This window comes from Pontibacter oryzae (assembly GCF_003576375.1).
Classification (GTDB): Bacteria; Bacteroidota; Bacteroidia; order Cytophagales; family Hymenobacteraceae; genus Pontibacter; species Pontibacter oryzae.
On record NZ_QWGE01000003.1, the window covers coordinates 692,565 to 713,432 of the forward strand.

Consider the following 20,868-nt stretch of genomic DNA (forward strand, 5'->3'; position numbering starts at 1 on the left):
CTGTCTAAGCAATTTAGCTCTGGTCTAAAGCTGATGTTTCAGAAACCTACTGGCTCGGTTTATTCTTAAGATAAAGCGTAGCTAGCAGAGGGTTAGGACTGTGTTTAGCCTAATTGTCAAAAAACTTATGCACAATTAAGCCCCGATGAGCGTAAAACAAATATGCGCTGCTATACTGCCACAACTTAAGCCTGCCAGGTTTTAGCTAATGAGGCCGAAAAGCGTTGAAGGTTTACAGATATATAATGTATGACGAAAGCAGTTTTTTAATCGTAGGCATTTTATTTACACTGATTTTGGTAGCCATCGAAATCGGCAACCTGTTTGGCAAGCGGTACCACAAAAAGACCGGGGAGGATATAAAATCGCAGACAAATGCCATTATGGGTGGCGTTTTTGGCTTGCTTGCCCTGCTGCTCGGTTTCACGTTTAGTATAGCCCTTAACCGCTTTGACAGCAGAACAGAGGCGCAGATTGAGGAGGCCAATGCCATAGGCACGGCCCTGCTCCGAACAGCCTTGCTACCCGAGCCATACCACATAGAGGGCCATCAGTTGCTGCAACAATACGTGGATGTACGGCTGGAGTTGATTAACGTGGACCTTACAAAAGTAGCAGAGCGAAGACGCCTGCTCCGGAAAACCGAGAAAATTCAGGATGCCATCTGGGCAACGGCTACCGCTGCCGTAGAAATAGACCCCCGGCCCGTTACTACAGGCATGTTCATTACGGCACTCAACAAAATGATAGATGCCCAGGAAAAACGCAACACCATACAGGAGCAGCACGTGCCAGAGCCTATTTTCCTACTTTTGTTTATGGTCTTTATAGTGGCAGGCGCACTGATGGGCTACGCGAAGGGCCTGAGTAAAAACAGATCGCGCATACCTACCACCATCTTCATTGTCCTGATCACGCTGGTCGTTTTTATCATCATCGACTTAGACCGGCCAAAGCGAGCCATCATTAAAGTTAGCCAGGCAAGTATGCTGGATCTGAAGAATGAATAACAAAGGCTATACTTTAGCGGCTTGCTAAAATATAGCTTTTAAACTGATGATGAGCGCTGCTAATTATACTTGCACCTTTTCCTCGCGGAACTCTTTCATGCGCTTAAAATAATCGCGCGCGGCACGCATTACCTTCGGCGAAAGTATGAGCGCCGATACCACCGTAGGGATCGCCATCATGGCATACATCCCGTCGATCAGGGCCAGCACAGCGGTAATGGAAGCAACAGCACCAAAGGCTATCGTGAACACATAAAAGTAATTGTAGTAATGCTTATACTTTGCACCAAAGAGAAAGCCGAAGCACTTGGTGCCGTAGTAGGAGTAGGAAAATAGCGAGGTAAACGCAAAAATCAGTACGCAAACCACCAGCACATAGCTGCCAATGCCACCCGGCAACGAAGACCCGAAGGCCGTGGCCGTCATGGTTACGCCATTGCTGTCAGAAGTCTGCCAGGTACCCGTTATGATGATGGCAAGCCCCGTAAGGGTGCATACTATGAGCGTGTCAATAAAAGGGCCGAGCATAGCTACCAGGCCTTCGCGGATGGGCTCGTCTGTCTTGGCGGCGCCGTGCATCATGGCTGCCGTACCAATGCCCGCCTCGTTAGAGAAAGCCGCGCGGCGTGCACCAGCGATAATAATAGCACCCACGGCACCGCCCAGCACAGCCTTAGCCGAGAAAGCGTCTTCCAGGATCAGGGCAAAAGCGGCGGGTATACTTTCGGCATGCGAGAACATGATGTAAAAAACAGCCGCCATGTAGAGCAAAACCATACTTGGTACCATTTTGCCGGCCACGTGGCCAATACGCTTAATCCCCCCGAAAATCACCATTGAGGTAATTACAACAAGTATAAGCCCGATGCCCAGGTTCCAGTAAAACGGATTTTCGGTGGCAATGCCGTTGGGTACAAGCACTACCTCGCGGAGCACCTGCGTAAGCTGGTTGGCCTGGAAAATTGGCAAAGTACCGAACAAACCAGCTATGGCGAAAAAGGCGGCCAGCGGTTTCCATTTACGGCCCAGGCCTTCCGTGATCACGTACATCGGCCCGCCCTCCAGGTGGCCGTTGGTGTCGCGGCCCCGATACATAATAGCCAGCGAGCAGGTAAAGAACTTGGTGGCCATGCCCACGAAGGCACTCACCCACATCCAAAACAAAACGCCTGGCCCGCCAGTGGCAATGGCCACGGCCACACCACTGATGTTACCCATGCCCACGGTGGCAGCCAACGCGCTGGAAAGCGCCTCGAAGTGATTAATGTCGCCGGGGTCGTTGGGGTCGTCGTACTTGCCGCGCAGTACGTTGATGGCGTGGCCCAGGTAGCGGAAGGGTAGAAAGCCGGAGTATAGCATAAAGTAAAAGCCACCTCCCATCAATAAAATCAGCAAAGGCATGCCCCAGGCCGCGTTGCTAAACTCTACCAGTATATTCTCTATAGCGCTCAATTGCTCGTGATTTAGTATTTGCTAAAGTATAAATATAGGCATAAAACCTGAAAACACGTATGTATGCTACACGGCGGCTAAAGCGCAGGTTTAACCTCGCATTACAATGAGTGGCTGCTCAGGTTTTAACACAACTATATGTCAACATACATACTTGTAATAACGCTGGTGGGGTTAGCGGCGCTTGCTATGGCGTGGGTACCCGCCTTGCTCAAACGCACCTTTATTTCATACCCTATCGTGTTTTTGCTGGCTGGCGTGGGTATTTACCTGCTGCCCGTGGAGCTGCCCATCCCGGACCCAATGTGGCAGGAAGACTATGTGGTGCACCTTACCGAGCTTAGTGTGATAATATCGCTGATGGGCACTGGCCTGAAGATAAGGCGTAAGGTAAGCTGGCGAAACTGGCAAGTGCCATTGCGGCTGGTGAGTATAACGATGTTGCTCTGTATTGGCGGGTTGGCCTTGCTTGGCTGGGGTGTGCTGGGCATGAGTGCGGCTGCCGCCATACTGCTTGGTGCTGTGCTTGCTCCCACAGACCCCGTGCTAGCAGAGCAAGTGCAGGTAGGCCCGCCTCACGAAAAAGAAGAGGATGAAGTGCGTTTCTCGCTGACAGCCGAAGCGGGACTGAATGACGGAATGGCTTTTCCGTTTACATGGCTGGCCGTGGTTATTGCCATTGCCGCCGAAGCTACCGACAGTGAATGGCTGAGCGGCTGGCTGCTGCGCGACCTGCTGTACCGTATTGCAGCCGGCATTTTAATTGGCTTTCTGATTGGTAGGGGCCTTGCTTACCTGATTTTCAGATTACCCCGCATCTCAAGCTTCCCAAAAGCACAGGAAGGTTTTCTGGCCCTGTCGGCTACGCTGGTAGTGTATGGCATTACCGAAATGGCGCATGGCTACGGCTTTATTGCCGTATTTGTAGCCGCTATTACGATTAGTAGTTGGGAGCCAGAGCACGAGTACCATACCGAAATGCACGATTTTGTAAGCCAAGTAGAGCATATATTAATGGTGATGCTGCTGATGGTGTTTGGTGGTAGCCTGGTTTTTGGCCTATTGGATAATCTTACCTGGCAGGGGGCAGCCGTTGGGTTAGTCTTCCTTTTCCTTATTCGGCCGCTGGCGGGGCTGATAGGCATGTTGGGGATATCTATGCCTCTGCAGGAGAAGCTGGGCATCAGCTTTTTCGGGATTCGGGGCATAGGCTCGTTTTTCTACCTGTCGTTTGCTCTGGATAAGGTTACCTTTGTTGAAGGAGACCAACTGTGGTCGGTGGTGAGCTTCATTGTGCTGGTGTCTATTGTACTGCATGGCGTTACCGCCTCCCGGTCTATGCGCTACCTCGATTACCAGCGCAAGCGTTATAATGGCAACGGAGCGCAAACCACGGCACCGAAAAGCAATACCTTAAGAGCCTAGCCCATCACCTCTAAACAAACACAACACCGCATGCACCCAACGCTACAGCCACTGCCTATGCCTGATGCCGAAGTATACTTTGCCCCAGATTTTATACCTGGCCCGCAGGCCGACACATACTTTATGCAGCTGATGGAGCAGGTAAACTGGCAGCAGGAAAGTATAAAGCTGTTTGGCAAACTGCAGCCCATGCCCCGGCTAACGGCCTGGTACGGCGATAAAAGTTATACTTACTCGGGCCTGGAGAACAAGCCGCAGGCCTGGCTGCCGGTGCTGCAGGAGCTGCGCGAGCAAGTAGAGCAGGCCACCGGGCATACTTATAACAGCGTGCTACTAAACCTTTACCGCAGCGGCCAGGATAGTATGGGCTGGCATGCGGACAATGAGCAGGCACTGGGGCCGCAGCCACGCATAGCCAGTCTAAGCCTGGGCGGCGAGCGCCGCTTTGCCTTTAAGCACCGCAACCGGAAAGATGTGGAGCCAGTGCGCTTGCCGCTGCAAAACGGCAGCCTGCTGCTGATGCAAGGGCCAACGCAGCACCACTGGCTGCATCAAATCCCTAAAACCACGCGCGCCGTACAACCACGCATCAACCTTACCTTCCGGCAGGTGATTAGCTAGGGCTCTTGCCAAAGCGCTCCGGAAACCGTTACTTTACGCCAACAAGAGGCTTTGGCCCCGGATACACTATGACCGAAAAGAAGAACATCGCCATCATGGGAGCTGGTTTGGTCGGCTCGCTGCTGTCTTTGTACCTGGCCAAGCGCGGCCACAAGGTAGACCTCTACGAGCGCCGCCCGGACCTGCGCAAAAACGTTATCGACGGTGGCCGTTCGATTAACCTGGCGCTCAGCGACCGCGGCTGGCGCGCCCTGAAAGGCATCGGTATAGAAGAAGAGGTGCGCAAAGTGTCTATACCCATGTATGGCCGCATGATGCACGACGAGCAAGGCAAGCTCACTTACCAGCCTTACGGCAAAGAGGGGCAGGCCATTTACTCGGTATCCAGGGGTGGGCTAAACATGGCCCTAATGAACCTCTCGGAGCCAAACAACGACATTACCTACCACTTTAGCAGGCAGGCAACCGATGTGAACCTGCGCACCAACGAGGTGCAGCTGCGCAACACGGAAACGGGCAGCACCGAAACCATACAGCCGGATCTGCTTTTCGGGGCCGATGGGGCTTTCTCGGTGGTGCGCGGCGCCATGCAGAGAACCGAGCGCTTCGATTACCAGCAAAGCTACCTGGAGTATGGCTACAAAGAGCTCACGATTCCGGCTGCGGCCGGTGGGGGGTGGGCCATCGAGAAAAACGCCCTGCACATTTGGCCGCGCGGCAATTACATGATGATTGCCCTGCCCAACCTGGATGGCAGCTTTACCTGCACGCTGTTCTTCCCGTATGAGGGCGAGCGCTCGTTTGCCGCTATCCAGAACGAGCAGGATCTGCTTGGTTTCTTCAGGGAGGTTTTCCCGGATGCCTTGCCGTTGATGCCTGAACTGGTGCAGGATTACTTTGAGCACCCAGTGGGCTCTTTGGTTACAGTGAAGTGCTTCCCATGGAGCTACGAGGATAAATCCTTGCTGATCGGGGATGCCAGCCATGCCGTGGTGCCGTTTTACGGGCAAGGTATGAACGCCGGCTTCGAAGACATCACGGTGCTGGACCAGATGCTCGATAGCTTTGACGGGGAAAACTGGGGACAGCTGTTTGAGGCATTTGAGCGCCGCCGCAAACCCAATGCCGACGCCATCGCCGACCTGGCCGTGCTCAACTTCATCGAGATGCGCGACAAAGTGGCCGACCCGCGGTTCCTGCTCCGCAAAAAGATTGAAGGTAAAATATCAGAGCAGTACCCCGATAAATGGATTCCGCTATACTCCATGGTTACCTTCACCGATTTGCCCTACTCATACGCCCTCGAAACTGGCCGCCAGCAGGACAAGATCATGAAGAAGGTGATGAAGCACATCAAAAGTATAGAAGACTACGACAAGCCCGAGGTGCAGAAGCTGCTGGAAAAGCAGCTGGTGACAAAAGAGAAGCTGAAGAAGTATGACAAAAGCGCTGGCTTAGAGTAAAACGTAATTCTAGCGTGCTGCTGAGGGCTCACCATCTAAAGAATTCTTATTACAGCTTGCCATGGAGCTGCTGGTGAGCCACTGGTGTTGGGTAGCGCGCAGAAACATCTTATAAACATGACCAAATAAACCTTTCTGTTAAATAATATCACCATTCTATCCGGGCAAATAAAGTGGGGGAGGTATGAAGCGGAGTATGCTTGTAATAAGGCTGTAGAACAATTTCTTTATACAATAGGTATATGGAAAGAGGAAATCACACAAGTACCCGCCTCAAAATCAATTTCTCACTACTAAATCAAAATCCGGAAATTATGAACCTTAAGTATAAACTGAAAGGCGCAGCCTTGGCCGCGCTGTTTGTGGCCGCAAGTATGGCCGCCCCCGAAGCCTCAGCTCAGCAAACCACGCCGCAATCGCAGCAGCAACAGCAGAGCTTTTCCGATACCGACCTGAAACAGTTTGCCAGTGCCAGCTCACGGTTGGTGGCGGTGCAGCAAAAAGGAGAGAAAGCCATGATGAGCATTCTGGAGGAAGAGAAACTGAGCATCGATAAGTTTAACGAAATGGCCCAGGCGCACCAGCAGCAAAAGCTGGACGAAGTTGAGGCCTCTGCCGAAGAAAAAGCCGCTTTTAACAAGGCTGCCCAGCGCATGATGGAACTGCAACCAACCCTGGAGAAAGACGTGGAAGCGGCCATACAAAAAGAGGGTATGACACTGGAGAAGTATGAGCAGATCATGATTGCCTACCGCCAAGACGAAGCCCTGCAACAACGCGTGAATGCGCTCATGCAGCAAAACTAAACCAATAAGTTTATCCATAAAAAATCCCCGCTGGCATAACCGGCGGGGATTTTTTATACTTGATGATTCGTGTTTATACTTATTGCTGGTTATCAGAGGGCGTTGGCGCCTGGCCGTGTGCAAACTCTACAATCCGAAAAGTGCGGGCCTTGCGGTCGTAATAGCCATAGTGCAGCTTGTCGCCGTAGCGGTACACCGTCTGGAACTCAGGTTCAGGCTTTAATTCGCGCTCATACCGCTCCACGCGCTCCTGCAGCACATCTACCTCACCTTCCTGTTCTACCTTAGCCAGGCTTTTGGCATCCAGTACACTATGGAAGTATGTGCTAATACCCGGGCCAGATGGCAGGCCGTCGCTTTGCCCGTACGGGTCATAGAAATAACGGCTATAGTATGGCGAATTCAGGTAATAGCTCGGGATATTGTAAGCCGGCGTCCAGCGGCCCGGGATCAGGGCCAGGCCACGCGAGGTGCGCACATAGCGATCTGGGGTGCGCACCATGCGGCTGCGGTCCTGGCTGTTGCTGCGCTCGCGCGGAGCCTTGTATGAGCCAATGGTAAGCTGCAGGGTGCTGTCGCTGTACGTATCCACGGTGATGGCAGGTATGCCGCCCGCCAGGTTCTTCATCACCTTATCCTGCTTTTCGATAATATCATCGCCGGAAGAGAACAGGCCACCTGCGCCACGCTGATGCACCGGCGTAGACTTAATCGCGATTTCCTCGTTCTCGGCATAGCTATACTCTTTTAGCGGCTGCAGGCTATTAAAGTCATAAGCCGTGAGCTTAAACTTATCCTTCTCCAGGTTTACCCGAAAAATTTTATCTTGATACAAAAAGGAGTTAAAGGTTGGGGAGTTACGCTGCGCTATGGCAGGCAGGGTGCGGTACTGCGTTTGCCCGGAGTTCCAGTCCAAGGTCAGGATTTCGGTGGTTGTGTCGTCGGAGCCTTTGCCGCGCAGGAAGTAGCCATCGAAGATCATGTACAGCTTGTCACCGCGCGAGTAGATCTTGCTGCGGTGATGGCCGGTAAACACGTTTCGCTCCAAATCAGGGTGCACGTAAATCATCCCCGACTCGCGGGCATAGCGGTCGCGGGTGCGGGGCATCTGGTCTGTTTTAAAAACCTTATACTCCATGGTAGCCACGTTTTGGTCAGAATCGCGGTAGAGGTGCAGGTTTTCATCCTTATCAGTGTAGAGCATATAAAAATGCTGGTCATCCCCGAATCCACCGATAAAGTCTACGTTACGCTCTAGCTGCAGCTGCACATCTTGCAAGCTACGGAACGCGCCCGTTCTACGGTTAATGGCAAAAGGCCGCACATACTCGCGGCGGCCGTTGGTGTAACGGCTATAGAAGATAAACTCCTCATCGGTTACGCGTGTGCCAAGCACCTGCGGGTCTTTAGAAAAACGATACGGAATTTCGTGCTGCGCCAGTTTTTGGCCACTCGGCGAGAGCAGTGCAAAGTTCAGGTCGCCGCCCTGGTAAAAGTAAATACAAACATTTCCGTTTTTATCTGCCACCGAAACAAGGTCCTCGGCACGGTTCATGGGCAGTTCTATATTGGCAAACTCCTTCTGGGCGCTGGCTGCCGTAGCAAAGGCCCCCACAAAGAGCAGGCTGAAGAATAGTTTACGCATAGTATAAAAGATTGGAATTTACAGTTTTACAACGTGCAAATATTTAGCCAAAGTATAAAATAAAGCAGGCAAAGCACCAGAAATATAAGCTCTCCTGCTGCCTTGCCTGCCAGGCTAAATATACCGTTTTTCTGTTATTTTGGAAAGGATGTAATCACTAGCTTCTTCAGCTTCTTGTCGAGGTAGGCATAGTGCGCCTGGCCCTGATAGCTGTAAAGTATGGCCCCGCCCATTTTCGTTTTTTGCACCTCAAGCGAGTTCTCAAAGTCCCTTACCTCATCCTGCAAGGAGCCGCGCGGGCTAGCCTGGGCCGGTTCTTTGGTATCGCTGGTGAGTATACTTTGGAAGTAGGTGCTTACGCCAGCCCCATCGGCCAGTGTGTAGCTCGTTACCTGCATGGCAAGGCCGGCCATCATTAAAGGTATGGCTGCCGGCCCCGCGGCACTGGCTATGCCCCGGCCAACGCTGCTGGCTACGGTGCTGTTCTTACTTTGCTGCACCTCGTAGGTGCCCACCAGCAACTGTACCTTGCCGGCCTCCAGGTGCTGCACAACTGTGGCAGGGTAGCCGTTTCCCATTTTGCGTAACACCTTGGCCGTATTCTGCAGCGTGTCGGGGTGCGGCGACCACGAGTTGGCCGTGCCCGCACGGAAGACGCCCGCCGTCATAATGCCGATGGCGTCTTCTTGGGTGTAGTAATAGTGCTTCTGGGTTTTATCGGTGGCCAGGTTGTGCACCTGCAGTTGCAACGATTGTTTCGTGATGATGAAGCGGTAAACGTTGCCCTGGTGCAAGTATGAGTTAAAGGTCAGGCCCTTCATGGTGAGCAGGTAAGGCAGTTTTCTGAAAGAGGACTTGTCCTGGTGCAGGTCCAGGGTCAGCAGCTCGGTGGTTAGGGCGCCGCGGTTCGGGGCATCCGGGTTCTCAAAAAGGTCGAAAGTGAGCACCAGGCTGTCAGGGTAAGTATAAACCTTGTTGATGTAGTAGGTTGAGTACATGCTCTGGTCCATGCCGGGCTCCATCACCTGTATTTCCCCATTTTTGAACAGGCGGTCATACATGTGCTTATCCTCTAAAGCATAGGTGCGCACCTCCGGGGCCTGTTCATCCTTAAAAATGCTCAGGTACAGCGTATTCGTTTTTTTGTTGATGAAAAGCATGTACAGTTTGCCATCGGCGTTAAAAGCCCTGACCAGCTTGCTTTTAGGGTCTGGAACGGCTTGCAGGGAGGCAAGAGCCGTAAATGCGCCTGTGTTGCGGTCTATGCGGTATGGCTGTATCTTAGTTTCCTCCTGCTGCGCCTTATCAAAGAACAGGAAGCTGCCCGGTAAGCCCAGGGTGCCAAGCACGGTGCTGCCGCTGCTGAAGTTAAAGGGGTAAGCGCCGCTAGCTACAGCCTGGCCTTTGCCGTCTATCACCACAAAATCAGTGTTGATGGTGCCGAAGGTCAGCATGCACACATCGCCGGTACTGTTGGTGGCAGCCAGCATGCGGCTAATGTTTTGGGCGTCTATGGGCAGCTCTGCAAAGGGGCGCTGTGCAAAGGTGAGTTGGGCCAGCAGCACAAGCAGCAGGGTTAGGGTAAATGATTTTTTCATGTGGGGAGAAGGTGTTACTTGTTAAGACAGTATGACACGGAAAGCTGAAAAACCTGGTTCTTGGCATCGTTGATGTTGGCCAACCCTACCTGGTGGCGGAGGCTAACGGTGGCCTTGCTCTCGTTACCGAACGATATACCATAGGCAAGCCCATAATCTTTGGAATCCAGGTTAGTGGCAGCGCTCCTCGACTCGCGGGCGAAGCGCTGCGAAAGCAAGAGGCCGGCATAGGCACCGCCCTGTAAGCTCACCTTAGGCTCTATAAAGTATTTGGCAAGCACCGGAACGTTAATGTAGTGCAGGGTTAAATGGCCTTGCTCCACACCAGCGCCCTGTAAAGAGTACTGCACCTCCGTTTGGATGCCAAACTTGTCGTTCTCCATGAATAGAAAGTATAAGCCTACGTGCGCTCCGGGCTGCATGTCCTGCCAGGAGGCACCTTTAATGGCGAGCGTAGTAAGGCTGGGCCCGATTTTAATGCTGGTGTATTTCTGCTTGGCCTGTTGCGGAGAAGTGGTTTGCGCGGAGGCGGTAAAAGAAAAGAGCAGGGCACAGGCAGCTAAAAGCTGGTAAAGTTTGTTCATAGCACGCTAAGGATCAGGTTTGAAAGGTAAATATATGAAAAATCTGTTTTTGGCGTAGCAGTGCAATAAAAAAGCCCGGCCAAAGTATAGCCGGGCTCTCCTGCAAGTATAAATACGCTTAAAATTCTGCGTTTTGCGGCGTTCTCGGGAAAGGAATCACGTCTCTAATGTTACCCATGCCGGTTACAAACTGTACCATACGTTCGAAGCCTAGTCCGAAACCTGCATGCGGGCAGCCACCGAAGCGGCGTGTATCCAGGTACCACCAAAGGGCCTCTTCCTCAATACCAACGCCTTTCATGCGCTCAACAAGTATATCGATGCGCTCCTCGCGCTGCGAGCCACCCACAATCTCACCGATGCCCGGCGCAAGTATGTCCATGGCGGCCACGGTTTTGCCGTCGTCGTTCAGGCGCATGTAAAACGCCTTGATATCCTTCGGATAATCTGTTACGATCACCGGCTTCTTGAAGTGCTTCTCCACCAGGTAGCGCTCGTGCTCGCTCTGCAGGTCAATGCCCCAGCTCACCTCGTACTGGAATTTCTTCTTTTTGTAGTGGTTCGAGTTCAGCAGGATGTCAATCGCCTCGGTGTAGGTAACGCGCTCAAAATCGTTGTTCACCACAAACTCCAGTTTCTCCAGCAGGGTCATTTCCTGGCGCTCGTTCTGTGGCTTGGTCTTGTCCTCCTCGGCCTGGCGCTGCGCCAGGAACTCAATGTCCTCGCGGTTGTTCTCCAGAGCGTGGCGGATGATGTATTTTATGAACTCCTCGGCCAGGTCGGCGTTCATTTTCAGGTCGTGGAAAGCCATCTCCGGCTCGATCATCCAGAACTCGGCCAGGTGGCGCGTGGTGTTGGAGTTCTCGGCGCGGAAGGTTGGCCCGAAAGTATAAATATCGCTGAACGCCATGGCTGCCAGCTCGCCCTCCAACTGCCCGGAAACGGTAAGGTTGGTGGCTCTCCCGAAGAAGTCCTCCTCGTAGTTTACCTCGCCGCTCTCTGTGCGTGGCGGGTTAACCGGGTCCAGGGTCGTTACACGGAACATCTCACCGGCGCCCTCGGCATCAGAAGCCGTGATGATAGGCGTGTGCATGTATACAAAGCCTTTCTCGTTGAAGAACTTATGCACGGCGAAAGCCAGTGCGTTGCGTACCCTGAATACAGCGCCGAAGGTGTTGGTGCGGAAGCGCAGGTGCGCGATCTCACGCAGGAACTCTAGCGAGTGCGCTTTCTTCTGCAATGGGTAGGCTTCCGGATCAGCTTTGCCAAGCACCTCTATACTTGTAGCCTGTATCTCGAAAGCCTGGCCCTTACCCTGCGAGGCAACCAACTCGCCGGTAACAGCTACGGCAGCGCCCGTGGTAACGTCCTTCAGTGCCTCCTCGCTAAACTTCTCAGCCTCGGCAACTACCTGTAAATTATTTATTGTGGAGCCGTCGTTCACGGCAATAAAGTTCACATACTTGTTTCCGCGCTTTGTGCGCACCCAGCCTTTCAGCAGGACTTGTTGGCCTACCTCGGCACCCTGTAGCAGATCTTTAACTTTTGTGCGTTGCATGTGTATGGTTTTTATGGCGTATCAAGACGCAGGTATCAAGATACAAGACTAAATTTAATTTCTCCTCACTTTATCGCTGGCATTGTAAAACTTACCGTTGCGCTGGCAGGCGCTTTGGGTTCGCTGGAGCCGCAATGGCTGCCGCAGTTCTGCGCCAAACCGGTGAAAGTTTATCTCAGAAGTTCTGTGCCTGATGCCCTTATACTTGCGTCTTTTCAAAAATCCCTCAAAGTAACGATATTTTAACCTTTTTTGTAAATGCGAGTAAAATTATCCTAAATTTGGATGTGCGCACAAGGGCGCGGAATTTTCTTTAAAAACTATGCAGCGACTCGATTTAAGACAACTTTTATCCCAGAAGCTATCGCCGCAGCAGATACAATTTATCAAGCTGCTGCAGATACCTACTGCCGAGTTGGAAATGCGCATTAAAGAAGAGATGGAAGTGAATCCTGCTCTGGAGGAAGGCCGCGAGGAACCCACAGAGGAGTATAGCGAGTCTGATGAGTATGAGGAAGACTACAGCAAGGACGATGACATCGACCTGAACGAGTACCTGAACGATGACGAGATCAGCGGCTATAAAATGCAGGGCGACCGTGGCGGTGATGACGAGGACAAGGAAACGCCTATCGCCATGACATCCACGCTGACCGACTCGCTGATGGACCAGCTCGGCTTCCTAGATCTGGACGATAAGCAGTACAACATCGGCATGCAGCTGATTGGAAGTATAGACCATGACGGCTACATCCGCCGCGACCTGCGCTCCATTGCCAATGACTTGGCTTTCTCGCAGAACATAGAAACTACCGAGGAGGAGATAGAGCAGGTGCTGCACCTGATCCAGACCTTTGACCCGGCCGGCATTGCCGCCCGCGACCTGCCCGAGTGCCTTTTGCTGCAGTTGGAGCGCCGCGAGCAGGACGAGACCACCAGGCTTGCCGAGCGCATCCTGCAGGATACATTCGATGAGTTCTCGAAAAAGCACTACTCTAAGATCCAGAGTAAGTTTAACGTATCGGAAGAGGAGCTGAAAAAGGCCATCGACCTGATTGTGCGCCTGAACCCGAAACCGGGCGGCGCCGGCGCCAGCATGACGCGGGTGCAGTACATCATCCCGGATTTTATACTTGCCAACAACAACGGCCAGCTCGAGCTTTCGCTTAACTCGCGCAACGCCCCCGACCTGCGCATCAGCCGCTCATACTCTGATATGTTCGATGCCTATGACAAATCGGACAAGAAGGACAAGAAGCTGAAGGAGACGGTAACTTTTGTGAAGCAGAAACTGGATGCGGCTAAATGGTTTATTGATGCCATACGCCAGCGCCAGAACACGCTGCTGCGCACCATGGAGGCCATTATTAAGTACCAGCACGATTTCTTTCTGGAAGGTGATGAAAGCGAGCTGCGCCCGATGATTCTGAAAGATATTGCTGAGGAGATCGGGATGGATATCTCCACAGTGAGCCGCGTGGCTAACAGCAAGGCCGTGCAAACGGAGTTCGGCATTTACCCACTCAAGTATTTCTTCTCGGAAGGTATCGCCACCGACTCGGGCGAAGACGCGAGTAGCCGCGAGGTAAAGCACATCCTGAAAGAAATTATTGATGGAGAGAACAAGCGCAAGCCGCTCTCCGACGAGAAGATTGAAAAGCTCCTGAACGACAAAGGCTATAACATTGCCCGCCGCACCGTGGCCAAGTACAGGGAGCAGCTAAACATACCGGTTGCCCGCCTGCGCAAAGAGCTATAATACGTATGGCCCTTGCCAAGTATAAAGTATGGCTCGATCTGACTCATACTTTATACTTGCACTCCCGTTAAACCTCCCAAGAATATAACCACAGTAAATGAAAGTATCCTTTGAGGAGCTAGAGGCTCAGTTTACAAGCGTGTTGCTGAAGTATGGCTTTAGCGAAGAGAAGGCAGCGCTATGCGCCCGCATTTTTGCAGAGAACAGCCGCGATGGCGTTTACTCGCATGGGCTTAACCGTTTCCCGGTTTTTGTAAAACTGGTGAAGGAAGGGTTGATAAAGGCTGATGCAGAACCAGAAAAGATAGGTAGCAACGGCGTGGTAGAGCAGTGGGACGGAAACTTGGCGCCCGGCATGTACACGGCATCCAAAGCCATGGAGCGCGCCATAGAGTTGGCAAAGCAAAACGGCATGGGCTGCGTGGCCGTGCGCAACACCAACCACTGGATGCGCGGCGGTACCTATGGCTGGCAAGCCGCAGATGCCGGCTGCATTGGCATTTGCGCCACCAATGCTATTGCCAACATGCCGCCTTACGGAGGTACAGAACCCAGACTGGGCAACAACCCGCTGGTAATTGCAGTGCCGCGCAAGCAGGGGCACATGGTGCTGGATATGGCCATGTCGCAGTTCTCTTATGGCAAGATGCAGGAGTATGAGCTGAAGGGCGAGGAGTTGCCAGTTTATGGAGGCTACGATGTAGAAGGCAACTTAAGTACCAATCCGGCCGCAATCAGGGCATCAACCAAAGCCTTGCCCATCGGGTTCTGGAAAGGCTCGGGCCTGGCCCTGATGCTAGATGTGTTGGTGGCCTCTCTGAGTGGCGGCCGCACTGTGGGCCAGATAACCGCAGACGGGAAGGAAGCTGGTGTTTCACAGTTTTTCCTGTGCATCAACGCTGAGAACCTGAACGAGCAGATACTTGAGCAGATCATCAGCTACACAAAAAGCAGCCCGGCCAGTGATGATGCCGGAGAGGCGCGCTACCCCGGCGAGGGCACATTGGCCACTCGGCAGAAAAATATAAAAGAGGGCATACCGGTTAATCCTGAGATCTGGGCGCAGGTGCAGGCGCTGTAACATCGGCGGCATTTAACCCAAAGCGCTGTTATCAAGTATAGCTTCTTGTGAATGTATACCTTTGCTGGTTCAGCATTACTTAATCTTGGTTTCTAATTAATAAGTCTTTCGCGTGAATCGTTCGCTTGCGCAGGTGCTCTCAGTGGTTTTTCACCCGCTGTTGCTGCCCACGTACCTCTTTGCAGTTATACTTTACTACATGCCTGCCTCGTTGCTTACGCTGCCCCTCCGGGTGCGCTGGGTGGTGCTGGCCATGATCTTTTTTACCACGTTTATCATTCCTGGCGCGGCAGCGGCGGCCATGGTGCGCTTCGGCCACCTCGATTCCGTAGAGATGCACAAGCGCTCCCAACGCGGACTGCCGCTCTTGTTCACGGGCATTTGCTACGCCACCACTACCTACCTTCTCTACCGCGAGTCTGCCTACGATGCCATTTTCTACTTCGTGATGGGGATTATCGCTGCCTCTGTGTTCCTCACCTTCGCTGTGTCGCAGTTCTGGAAGATAAGCGCGCACAGCATAGGCATGGGTGGCTGCCTGGGGCTGCTGCTGGTGCTCAACAGTATGGCCCCAGATGCCATGCTTATCCTTCCTATAGCTATTGCCATTTTCCTGACGGGTGCCGTTCTTTCGGCCAGGCTGGCGCTGCATGCGCACACACCTGCCCAAGTATACGCCGGTTTTGGCAGCGGCTTGCTACTGGCTATAACAGCAGCTACGGTGGCGCTTTATTAACCCCTGATTTATACTTCTCGCTAACGCTTTACAATTTTGCGGGTGGTAACCGCATCTTTATCACTGGAAAGCTGCAGCAAGTAAACCCCGCTGGGCAGGTGGCTCATGTTTACGGTGTTGCCGTTTCTAACATCCTGCTGCTGGTATACTTGTTGCCCGGTTATGCTGTATACTTTTAGCGAGGCACGCTGCACCTTAGTGCCATCTAACTGAATGCGAAGCTCGCCCTGTACCGGATTAGGGTAAACCAGCATGGCTGCTGCCAGTGCGTCATCCTCCACACTGCTCACAGTAATGTTTACATAGTCGGAGTAAGTTAGGCGAAGGGTGTTGACCATTGCACCTGCGGAAGCATCATACTCCTGGTACACAATCTGGGCAATATCGCCGTTTGTTTCGCGTGTAATAATGGCTTGTTCTTCCTCGGTGCGCTGCCACTGCTGGTTGCTGCTGTTATAGGTTTCTAAGAGATAGCGCGTGGTAGGGTCTTCCACAAAAGTCTCGTTGGTGGTAAGTATAGTTTCGGTGATGCGCTGGTAAGGGGAGGTATTACCATTAGTCAGGTCTACATGAAACACATTGTCGGTAGTGGTGCGGGTATCGCTGCTGTGCTGCGTGTATTGCAACTCATGCTTATACTTAGCGGTGATGCCGGTAAGCAAATCATAAACCTGAATAAAGTAGCTGCTTCGCTCATCTGTCCCTCCAACGTAGGTTATCTGCGTTTCTTCTGCGGTTTTCTGCCAGGCATTACTGCTCCAGGCATAGGTTATGGTGCCGGAAGGGCGCGTGTCGGTACCGGTGTAGGTATAAGTTTCTCTTTCGCTGTTGCCCCAGGCAGTGCCATCGAAAACCTCACGCACCATTTCTGTGATACGCCCGGCGTCAAAGGTATACGTGTACCGCATGCCCTGCAGCAACACCCAACTGCCGGTCCATATATAGATTTCAAGGCTCTTAAGATTTTCCCCCTCATAAGTAAACGTGGTTTTGCCCAGGTTTACCCAGTTCTGGCCCTGTAAGCCCTGCACCACCACTTCTGTTGGGTTATCTTGGGCATCGTAGGTGTAGTTAAAGCGTGTCTGGCTTTGCTGGCCGCCAATCTCCTGTTGTAGCTGGCCCTCTACCAAGCCCCGGTTATTGTAAGTATAAGTAGTCCGCAGCTCGTCCTGCCATTGGTTTGCACTAAAGGATGCCTGCACAACCTGCTGCGGCACGCGCAGCGTGGTCTCGAGCTGTTGCAGCCGGGTTTTATGAAACAGGCCTGTGGCCGATTGGGAGTTATTTTGTGCCGAAGCGGCGCTGGTAAGCCCAAGCAAAATCAGGCCGAAAAACAGGAGCGTAAAATGTTTTTTCATAGATTATCATAGCTTTAAATTTACTTAAGGGTGATGCTGGCTGTGAAGCCGCGTGATGGGGATAGTGGCAAACTAACACTGCAAAATAAAAGGGATGCCGTGTAAGTTGCACAGGATCAGTTATAAATACCGTAAACCAGCGCTCCTGGTTGGCAGACTTTATATATCAGGAGGTAAAATGCTTTGGCTTGCGGATAAAGCGGTATTTCTTAACTTTGATAGTATAACCTAAACCCAAAACCGATGACTTACGAGTGCTTGTTATATGAAGTGCAGGATGGTGTGGCCACCATTACCCTGAATCGCCCGGATGTGTTTAATGCGTTTAACGACCAGCAAAGCTACGACCTGCAGGATGCCCTGAAACAGGTAAGCCGCGATAGCAATGTACGTGTAGTGATTTTAACCGGCGCGGGTAAGGCCTTCTGCTCCGGCCAGGACCTGAAAGCGATTGCCAGCGCCAGCAAAAGGGATTTGTCGGAATCGCTGGAGAAGCGCTACAACCCTATTATCCGGGCCATGCGCAACCTGCCAAAGCCAATCATCTGCAAGCTTAACGGCGTGGCGGCCGGTGCGGGCTGCTCGCTTGCCTTGGCCTGCGACATGGTGGTGGCCTCCTCGAAAGCAAGTATGATTGAGGTATTTGTAAACGTAGGCCTGGTGCTCGACTCAGGCTCTTCCTTCTTTCTGCCGCGCGCCGTAGGTTCTTTAAAGGCGTTTGAACTGAGCACACTGGGCTCCAAGGTATCAGCTGAGGAAGCCTTGCAGCTAGGCATGGTAAACAAAGTGGTTGAGCCGGAGGAGTTGGATGCTGCCGTGGCTGAGCTGACACTGCGCTTTGCTGGCGGCCCTACTAAAGCCATCGGCCTCATGAAAAAAATGCTGAACAAATCCTTTAGCTCCACCCTGGATGAGATGCTGGATTATGAAGCGCACTGCCAGAAAATAGCCGGCAACTCCGAAGACTATAAAGAAGGGGTAACGGCCTTCAATGAAAAACGCAAGCCGCAGTTTAAGGGCGCTTAAAGTATAGCATCCGTATAAATCTGAAAAGTCAGGCCAGGAGCCTGGCTTTTTTACTTTAAAAACTGCGGTTTATACTTAGCAATCAGCTGCTTATACTTTAAAACGAGGCAGAAGCTTGGCGCGGTACCATCAAACAAAGTATAAATATATCACTCATGCTTCGTTTGATCTAACCTAACTGATTATGCGCCAAATTTTTATATCCCTGATGCTGGGTTGCCTGCTTATGGTGGCAGCCTGTGTTAGCTCCCTAGCCCAAGCCCACTGTGCCGATTACGAGCTGCTGCGCGAAAATGCAAGCTACGAGATGACAAGCTTCGACCGGAAGGACCGGCAAACCGGTAGCGTGGTCTATAAGTTAGACGACTTGAGCCGAAGTGGTGGCAAAGTGGAGGCAAAAATCCATACGCAGGTTTTCGATGAAAAAGGTAAGATGGTAACCGAAGGCGACTTTGCCATTGGCTGCGATGATGGCACCATCTGGATGGATATGCGCTCTATGATGAACCAGCAAAGCATGGAGGGCTTTAATAGCATGGAAATGACCATGGAAGGCGACCGCATGGTTTACCCAAACAATTTGAAAGTGGGGCAGAAGCTCGCTGACGGCACCATGACCTTGAAGATGACTGATAAAGGCAGCATGCAAAACGCCATGACGATGGTAATGAACATCAGCAACCGTACCGTAGAAGCCAAAGAAAACGTGCAGGTGCCAGCCGGCAACTATAGCAGCTACAAAATCCGGCAGCAGACCGAGATGCAGAACCAGGCTATGGGTATAAAGATGCCCGGCATGCGCATGGAAACCGTAGAGTATTATGTGCCAAAGGTAGGCGTGGTGCGCTCCGAAACTTACCGCAATGGTAAGTTGCAGTCTTATACCGTGCTCAGTAAGATAAATTAACGTAGCAGAAGTTCATCGTCCAAAGCAAAAAGCGCCAGCCCTGAAATATGGCTGGCGCTTTTTATCAAAGTATAATCTTGCGGCTAGCGCAGCGAGATAAGTTTGCTGCGGCCGTTTATAGTAATCTCAGCAATATTGTCGCAAGGCTCTTTACCTGTTGGGTCATAGTTTAGCTTTAGGTTGCCGCCATTTTCATTTGTAATGCTAATCACACCCGAAACAAAATTACGCGCGCAGCCAATAGCCAATACCTTTTTAAGCGGCTGCTCAATAACAGTAGTATAGGCCACACCGCGTCTGTTTACCCCAGTGTAATTGCCGGATACGGTCCATACATCATCAAAGATAGTGCGCGTATCCATGCCTGCAATCTGCTGTACCGTTCGGTCTGAGCTCCAAGTGGCTGTGCCTTCATCCGTGATCATGCTAGCATTGCGCACCGCTACCGATACAGTATGGTTACCCTGATAGGTGCGTACCATGGAGCCTGTAAACTGCACGTTGTTTACAAAGTAATTCTCGAGAGTGATTGTGCTCTTTGAGCCAACCTCGCCTCGTGTGCCACTGAACACGGCAATAATTTTACCGCGACGCTCCAAGCCATCGCGGCACGTGCAATTAGTAGTGCCAAAGTCTATGGTTAAGGTTTTAGTCTGGCCAACATAGCTGATGGTGGCGCAGCTGGGCAGGCTTTCGGCGGTAGTGGCTACGCGGCCTCCCTGCACGGGCTCTGCTTGGGTAGCATCCTCTACAAAGGCACTCACTGAAGAGTACTCTTCTTCCATTAAGGCATTCACCTCTGCAGATTCAACTTCTTCGTTAGAGACACTGGTTTCTTCGTCTTCCTGGCAACTGGTGGCTGCAAACAGTGCGCAAAGCAACAAAGCTTTCGGCATTAGGGTAAAAAAATGCTTCTTCATATGCTAAGGGTTTTTAGGGTTGGTTATGCTCTTTGGAGCAAATTGCAACATAAAGGTTTAATGCTATATATAGCTAATTTGCTTTAAAGCCTAGAAAGAGTAGCCCACCGAAATGTTAAGTTGAGGGGAGGGCACCACAAAAATAGCAGAATTTTCTTCGGTTACGAGTTCATGCCCTATGATATAGTCGGCCAACAGATCGCCGGCACCTTTGGCAAGCGCATACTTTACACGGCCACCTAGCGCACCGGAAACTTCTCCGGTAAATTGCTGTCCCAGTTTAAACTGCCAGCCTAACTGGTAATTTAGCTCCAGCGAGTTTTGATACAGGCGGCCAACGTAGCGGTAGTCCGGGCTGCTGGGGTCCTGCTCCACCTCCAGTGCATTATCCTCGAAAGCCATAAAGCGGTACCCGAACATAGGCCCATGGAAAAACCCGAACGGCGTGCCCCTGCGCTTCTTGGAAGTATAATGCCGCTGGCTCATCCGGATAGCTATGCCGTTCACAGCCTTGTCGTTCTCCACAAAAAAAGAGCTGCCATCCAAGTATGCTTTGTAAATATAGCTGAGACCAAACTCATTGGACACACGGTCAGCACGCATCTTTTCATAAGACAGGTATACTTCACCGAGTTGCAAAGGATGTAGCTTTATGATTCTGTCGTGATCTGGATTGACCTGAAGCTCTTCTTCCTGGTGGGGTGCACTAATATGTTGTGCCATTGCCGCCCCAAGCGGCAGTAGGAGCAAGGCCAATAACAGGCAGGCCAAGCGGTTACTATCTCTCATATATAGATTTTGAAGTGGGGTAAGCCAAAGTACAAGGCAGCTAAGTGTGTCATAGTTCCGAAGATTCTTGCAAAGTTAAGCAAAAGTATGAGTTGCACTTTGCAGCTTATTATGCTAAAAAATGCCTAGC

Annotated in this window: 18 protein-coding genes; 10 read left to right on the top strand and 8 right to left on the bottom strand. The window is 51.9% G+C overall.

The window, feature by feature from the left end; all coding sequences use genetic code 11:
• The first annotated feature begins 245 nt into the window (after window positions 1–245).
• Complete coding sequence (locus D1627_RS11780) at window positions 246–1,010, top strand: bestrophin-like domain (protein WP_119432427.1); 765 nt, start codon at window positions 246–248, stop codon at window positions 1,008–1,010.
• Between the two features lie 63 nt (window positions 1,011–1,073).
• On the opposite strand, the gene D1627_RS11785 is transcribed toward D1627_RS11780, so the two are convergent.
• Window positions 1,074–2,453: an alanine/glycine:cation symporter family protein gene (locus D1627_RS11785; protein ID WP_199688428.1), complete on the bottom strand. Its 1,380-nt coding sequence runs from the start codon at window positions 2,451–2,453 to the stop codon at window positions 1,074–1,076.
• A 147-nt stretch (window positions 2,454–2,600) separates the two neighbouring features.
• Between D1627_RS11785 and D1627_RS11790 the strand changes: the two genes are divergently transcribed.
• From D1627_RS11790 to D1627_RS11805, 4 genes are all read left to right on the top strand, one after another.
• Entirely contained in the window at window positions 2,601–3,887 is a 1,287-nt protein-coding gene (locus tag D1627_RS11790; protein ID WP_119432428.1) for a cation:proton antiporter, read from the top strand.
• 30 nt (window positions 3,888–3,917) lie between these two features.
• Window positions 3,918–4,508 (top strand): alpha-ketoglutarate-dependent dioxygenase AlkB family protein, encoded by a 591-nt coding sequence (locus D1627_RS11795; protein ID WP_119432429.1) that lies wholly within the window; start codon window positions 3,918–3,920, stop codon window positions 4,506–4,508.
• A 68-nt stretch (window positions 4,509–4,576) separates the two neighbouring features.
• On the top strand, window positions 4,577–5,971 hold the full coding sequence (locus tag D1627_RS11800) for an FAD-dependent oxidoreductase (RefSeq protein ID WP_119432430.1): 1,395 nt from the start codon (window positions 4,577–4,579) through the stop codon (window positions 5,969–5,971).
• Window positions 5,972–6,213: 242 nt separating this feature from the next.
• A complete protein-coding gene (locus tag D1627_RS11805) occupies window positions 6,214–6,777 on the top strand; it encodes a DUF4168 domain-containing protein (RefSeq protein ID WP_233555611.1) in 564 nt (187 codons plus the stop codon).
• Between the two features lie 79 nt (window positions 6,778–6,856).
• On the opposite strand, the gene D1627_RS11810 is transcribed toward D1627_RS11805, so the two are convergent.
• The 4 genes from D1627_RS11810 to asnS form a co-directional block, all read right to left on the bottom strand.
• A complete protein-coding gene (locus D1627_RS11810) occupies window positions 6,857–8,422 on the bottom strand; it encodes a hypothetical protein (protein ID WP_119432431.1) in 1,566 nt (521 codons plus the stop codon).
• A 134-nt stretch (window positions 8,423–8,556) separates the two neighbouring features.
• Window positions 8,557–10,020, bottom strand: coding sequence for a hypothetical protein (locus D1627_RS11815; RefSeq protein WP_119432432.1), 1,464 nt, complete (start codon window positions 10,018–10,020; stop codon window positions 8,557–8,559).
• Window positions 10,021–10,034: 14 nt separating this feature from the next.
• The gene (locus tag D1627_RS11820) at window positions 10,035–10,604 is read right to left on the bottom strand and encodes a porin family protein (RefSeq protein WP_119432433.1); all 570 of its coding nucleotides are present in this window, start codon (window positions 10,602–10,604) and stop codon (window positions 10,035–10,037) included.
• A 118-nt stretch (window positions 10,605–10,722) separates the two neighbouring features.
• Window positions 10,723–12,162 carry an asparagine--tRNA ligase gene (gene asnS, locus D1627_RS11825; RefSeq protein WP_119432434.1) on the bottom strand — a complete coding sequence of 480 codons (1,440 nt, stop codon included), beginning with the start codon at window positions 12,160–12,162 and terminating at the stop codon, window positions 10,723–10,725.
• A gap of 322 nt (window positions 12,163–12,484) precedes the next feature.
• On the opposite strand from asnS, the gene rpoN reads away from it, so the two are divergent.
• From rpoN to D1627_RS11845, 3 genes are all read left to right on the top strand, one after another.
• Window positions 12,485–13,921, top strand: a complete 1,437-nt coding sequence (gene rpoN, locus D1627_RS11835; protein ID WP_119432436.1) for an RNA polymerase factor sigma-54 — start codon at window positions 12,485–12,487, stop codon at window positions 13,919–13,921.
• Between the two features lie 97 nt (window positions 13,922–14,018).
• A complete protein-coding gene (yiaK, locus tag D1627_RS11840; protein ID WP_119432437.1) occupies window positions 14,019–15,002 on the top strand; it encodes a 3-dehydro-L-gulonate 2-dehydrogenase in 984 nt (327 codons plus the stop codon).
• Between the two features lie 112 nt (window positions 15,003–15,114).
• A complete protein-coding gene (locus D1627_RS11845; protein WP_119432438.1) occupies window positions 15,115–15,738 on the top strand; it encodes a hypothetical protein in 624 nt (207 codons plus the stop codon).
• A gap of 20 nt (window positions 15,739–15,758) precedes the next feature.
• Here the strand turns inward: D1627_RS11845 and D1627_RS11850 are convergent, their stop codons facing one another.
• Complete coding sequence (locus D1627_RS11850) at window positions 15,759–17,096, bottom strand: T9SS type A sorting domain-containing protein (RefSeq protein WP_119432439.1); 1,338 nt, start codon at window positions 17,094–17,096, stop codon at window positions 15,759–15,761.
• A gap of 243 nt (window positions 17,097–17,339) precedes the next feature.
• On the opposite strand from D1627_RS11850, the gene D1627_RS11855 reads away from it, so the two are divergent.
• Both D1627_RS11855 and D1627_RS11860 read left to right on the top strand, forming a co-directional pair.
• Window positions 17,340–18,122: an enoyl-CoA hydratase-related protein gene (locus tag D1627_RS11855; RefSeq protein WP_119432440.1), complete on the top strand. Its 783-nt coding sequence runs from the start codon at window positions 17,340–17,342 to the stop codon at window positions 18,120–18,122.
• Window positions 18,123–18,306: 184 nt separating this feature from the next.
• On the top strand, window positions 18,307–19,029 hold the full coding sequence (locus D1627_RS11860; RefSeq protein ID WP_119432441.1) for a TapB family protein: 723 nt from the start codon (window positions 18,307–18,309) through the stop codon (window positions 19,027–19,029).
• Window positions 19,030–19,112: 83 nt separating this feature from the next.
• Here D1627_RS11860 and D1627_RS11865 read toward each other — a convergent pair whose 3' ends face one another.
• Both D1627_RS11865 and D1627_RS11870 read right to left on the bottom strand, forming a co-directional pair.
• Entirely contained in the window at window positions 19,113–19,949 is an 837-nt protein-coding gene (locus D1627_RS11865; RefSeq protein ID WP_119432442.1) for a hypothetical protein, read from the bottom strand.
• A gap of 90 nt (window positions 19,950–20,039) precedes the next feature.
• Window positions 20,040–20,738 carry an ABC transporter ATP-binding protein gene (locus D1627_RS11870; RefSeq protein ID WP_119432443.1) on the bottom strand — a complete coding sequence of 233 codons (699 nt, stop codon included), beginning with the start codon at window positions 20,736–20,738 and terminating at the stop codon, window positions 20,040–20,042.
• Window positions 20,739–20,868 lie beyond the last annotated feature (130 nt).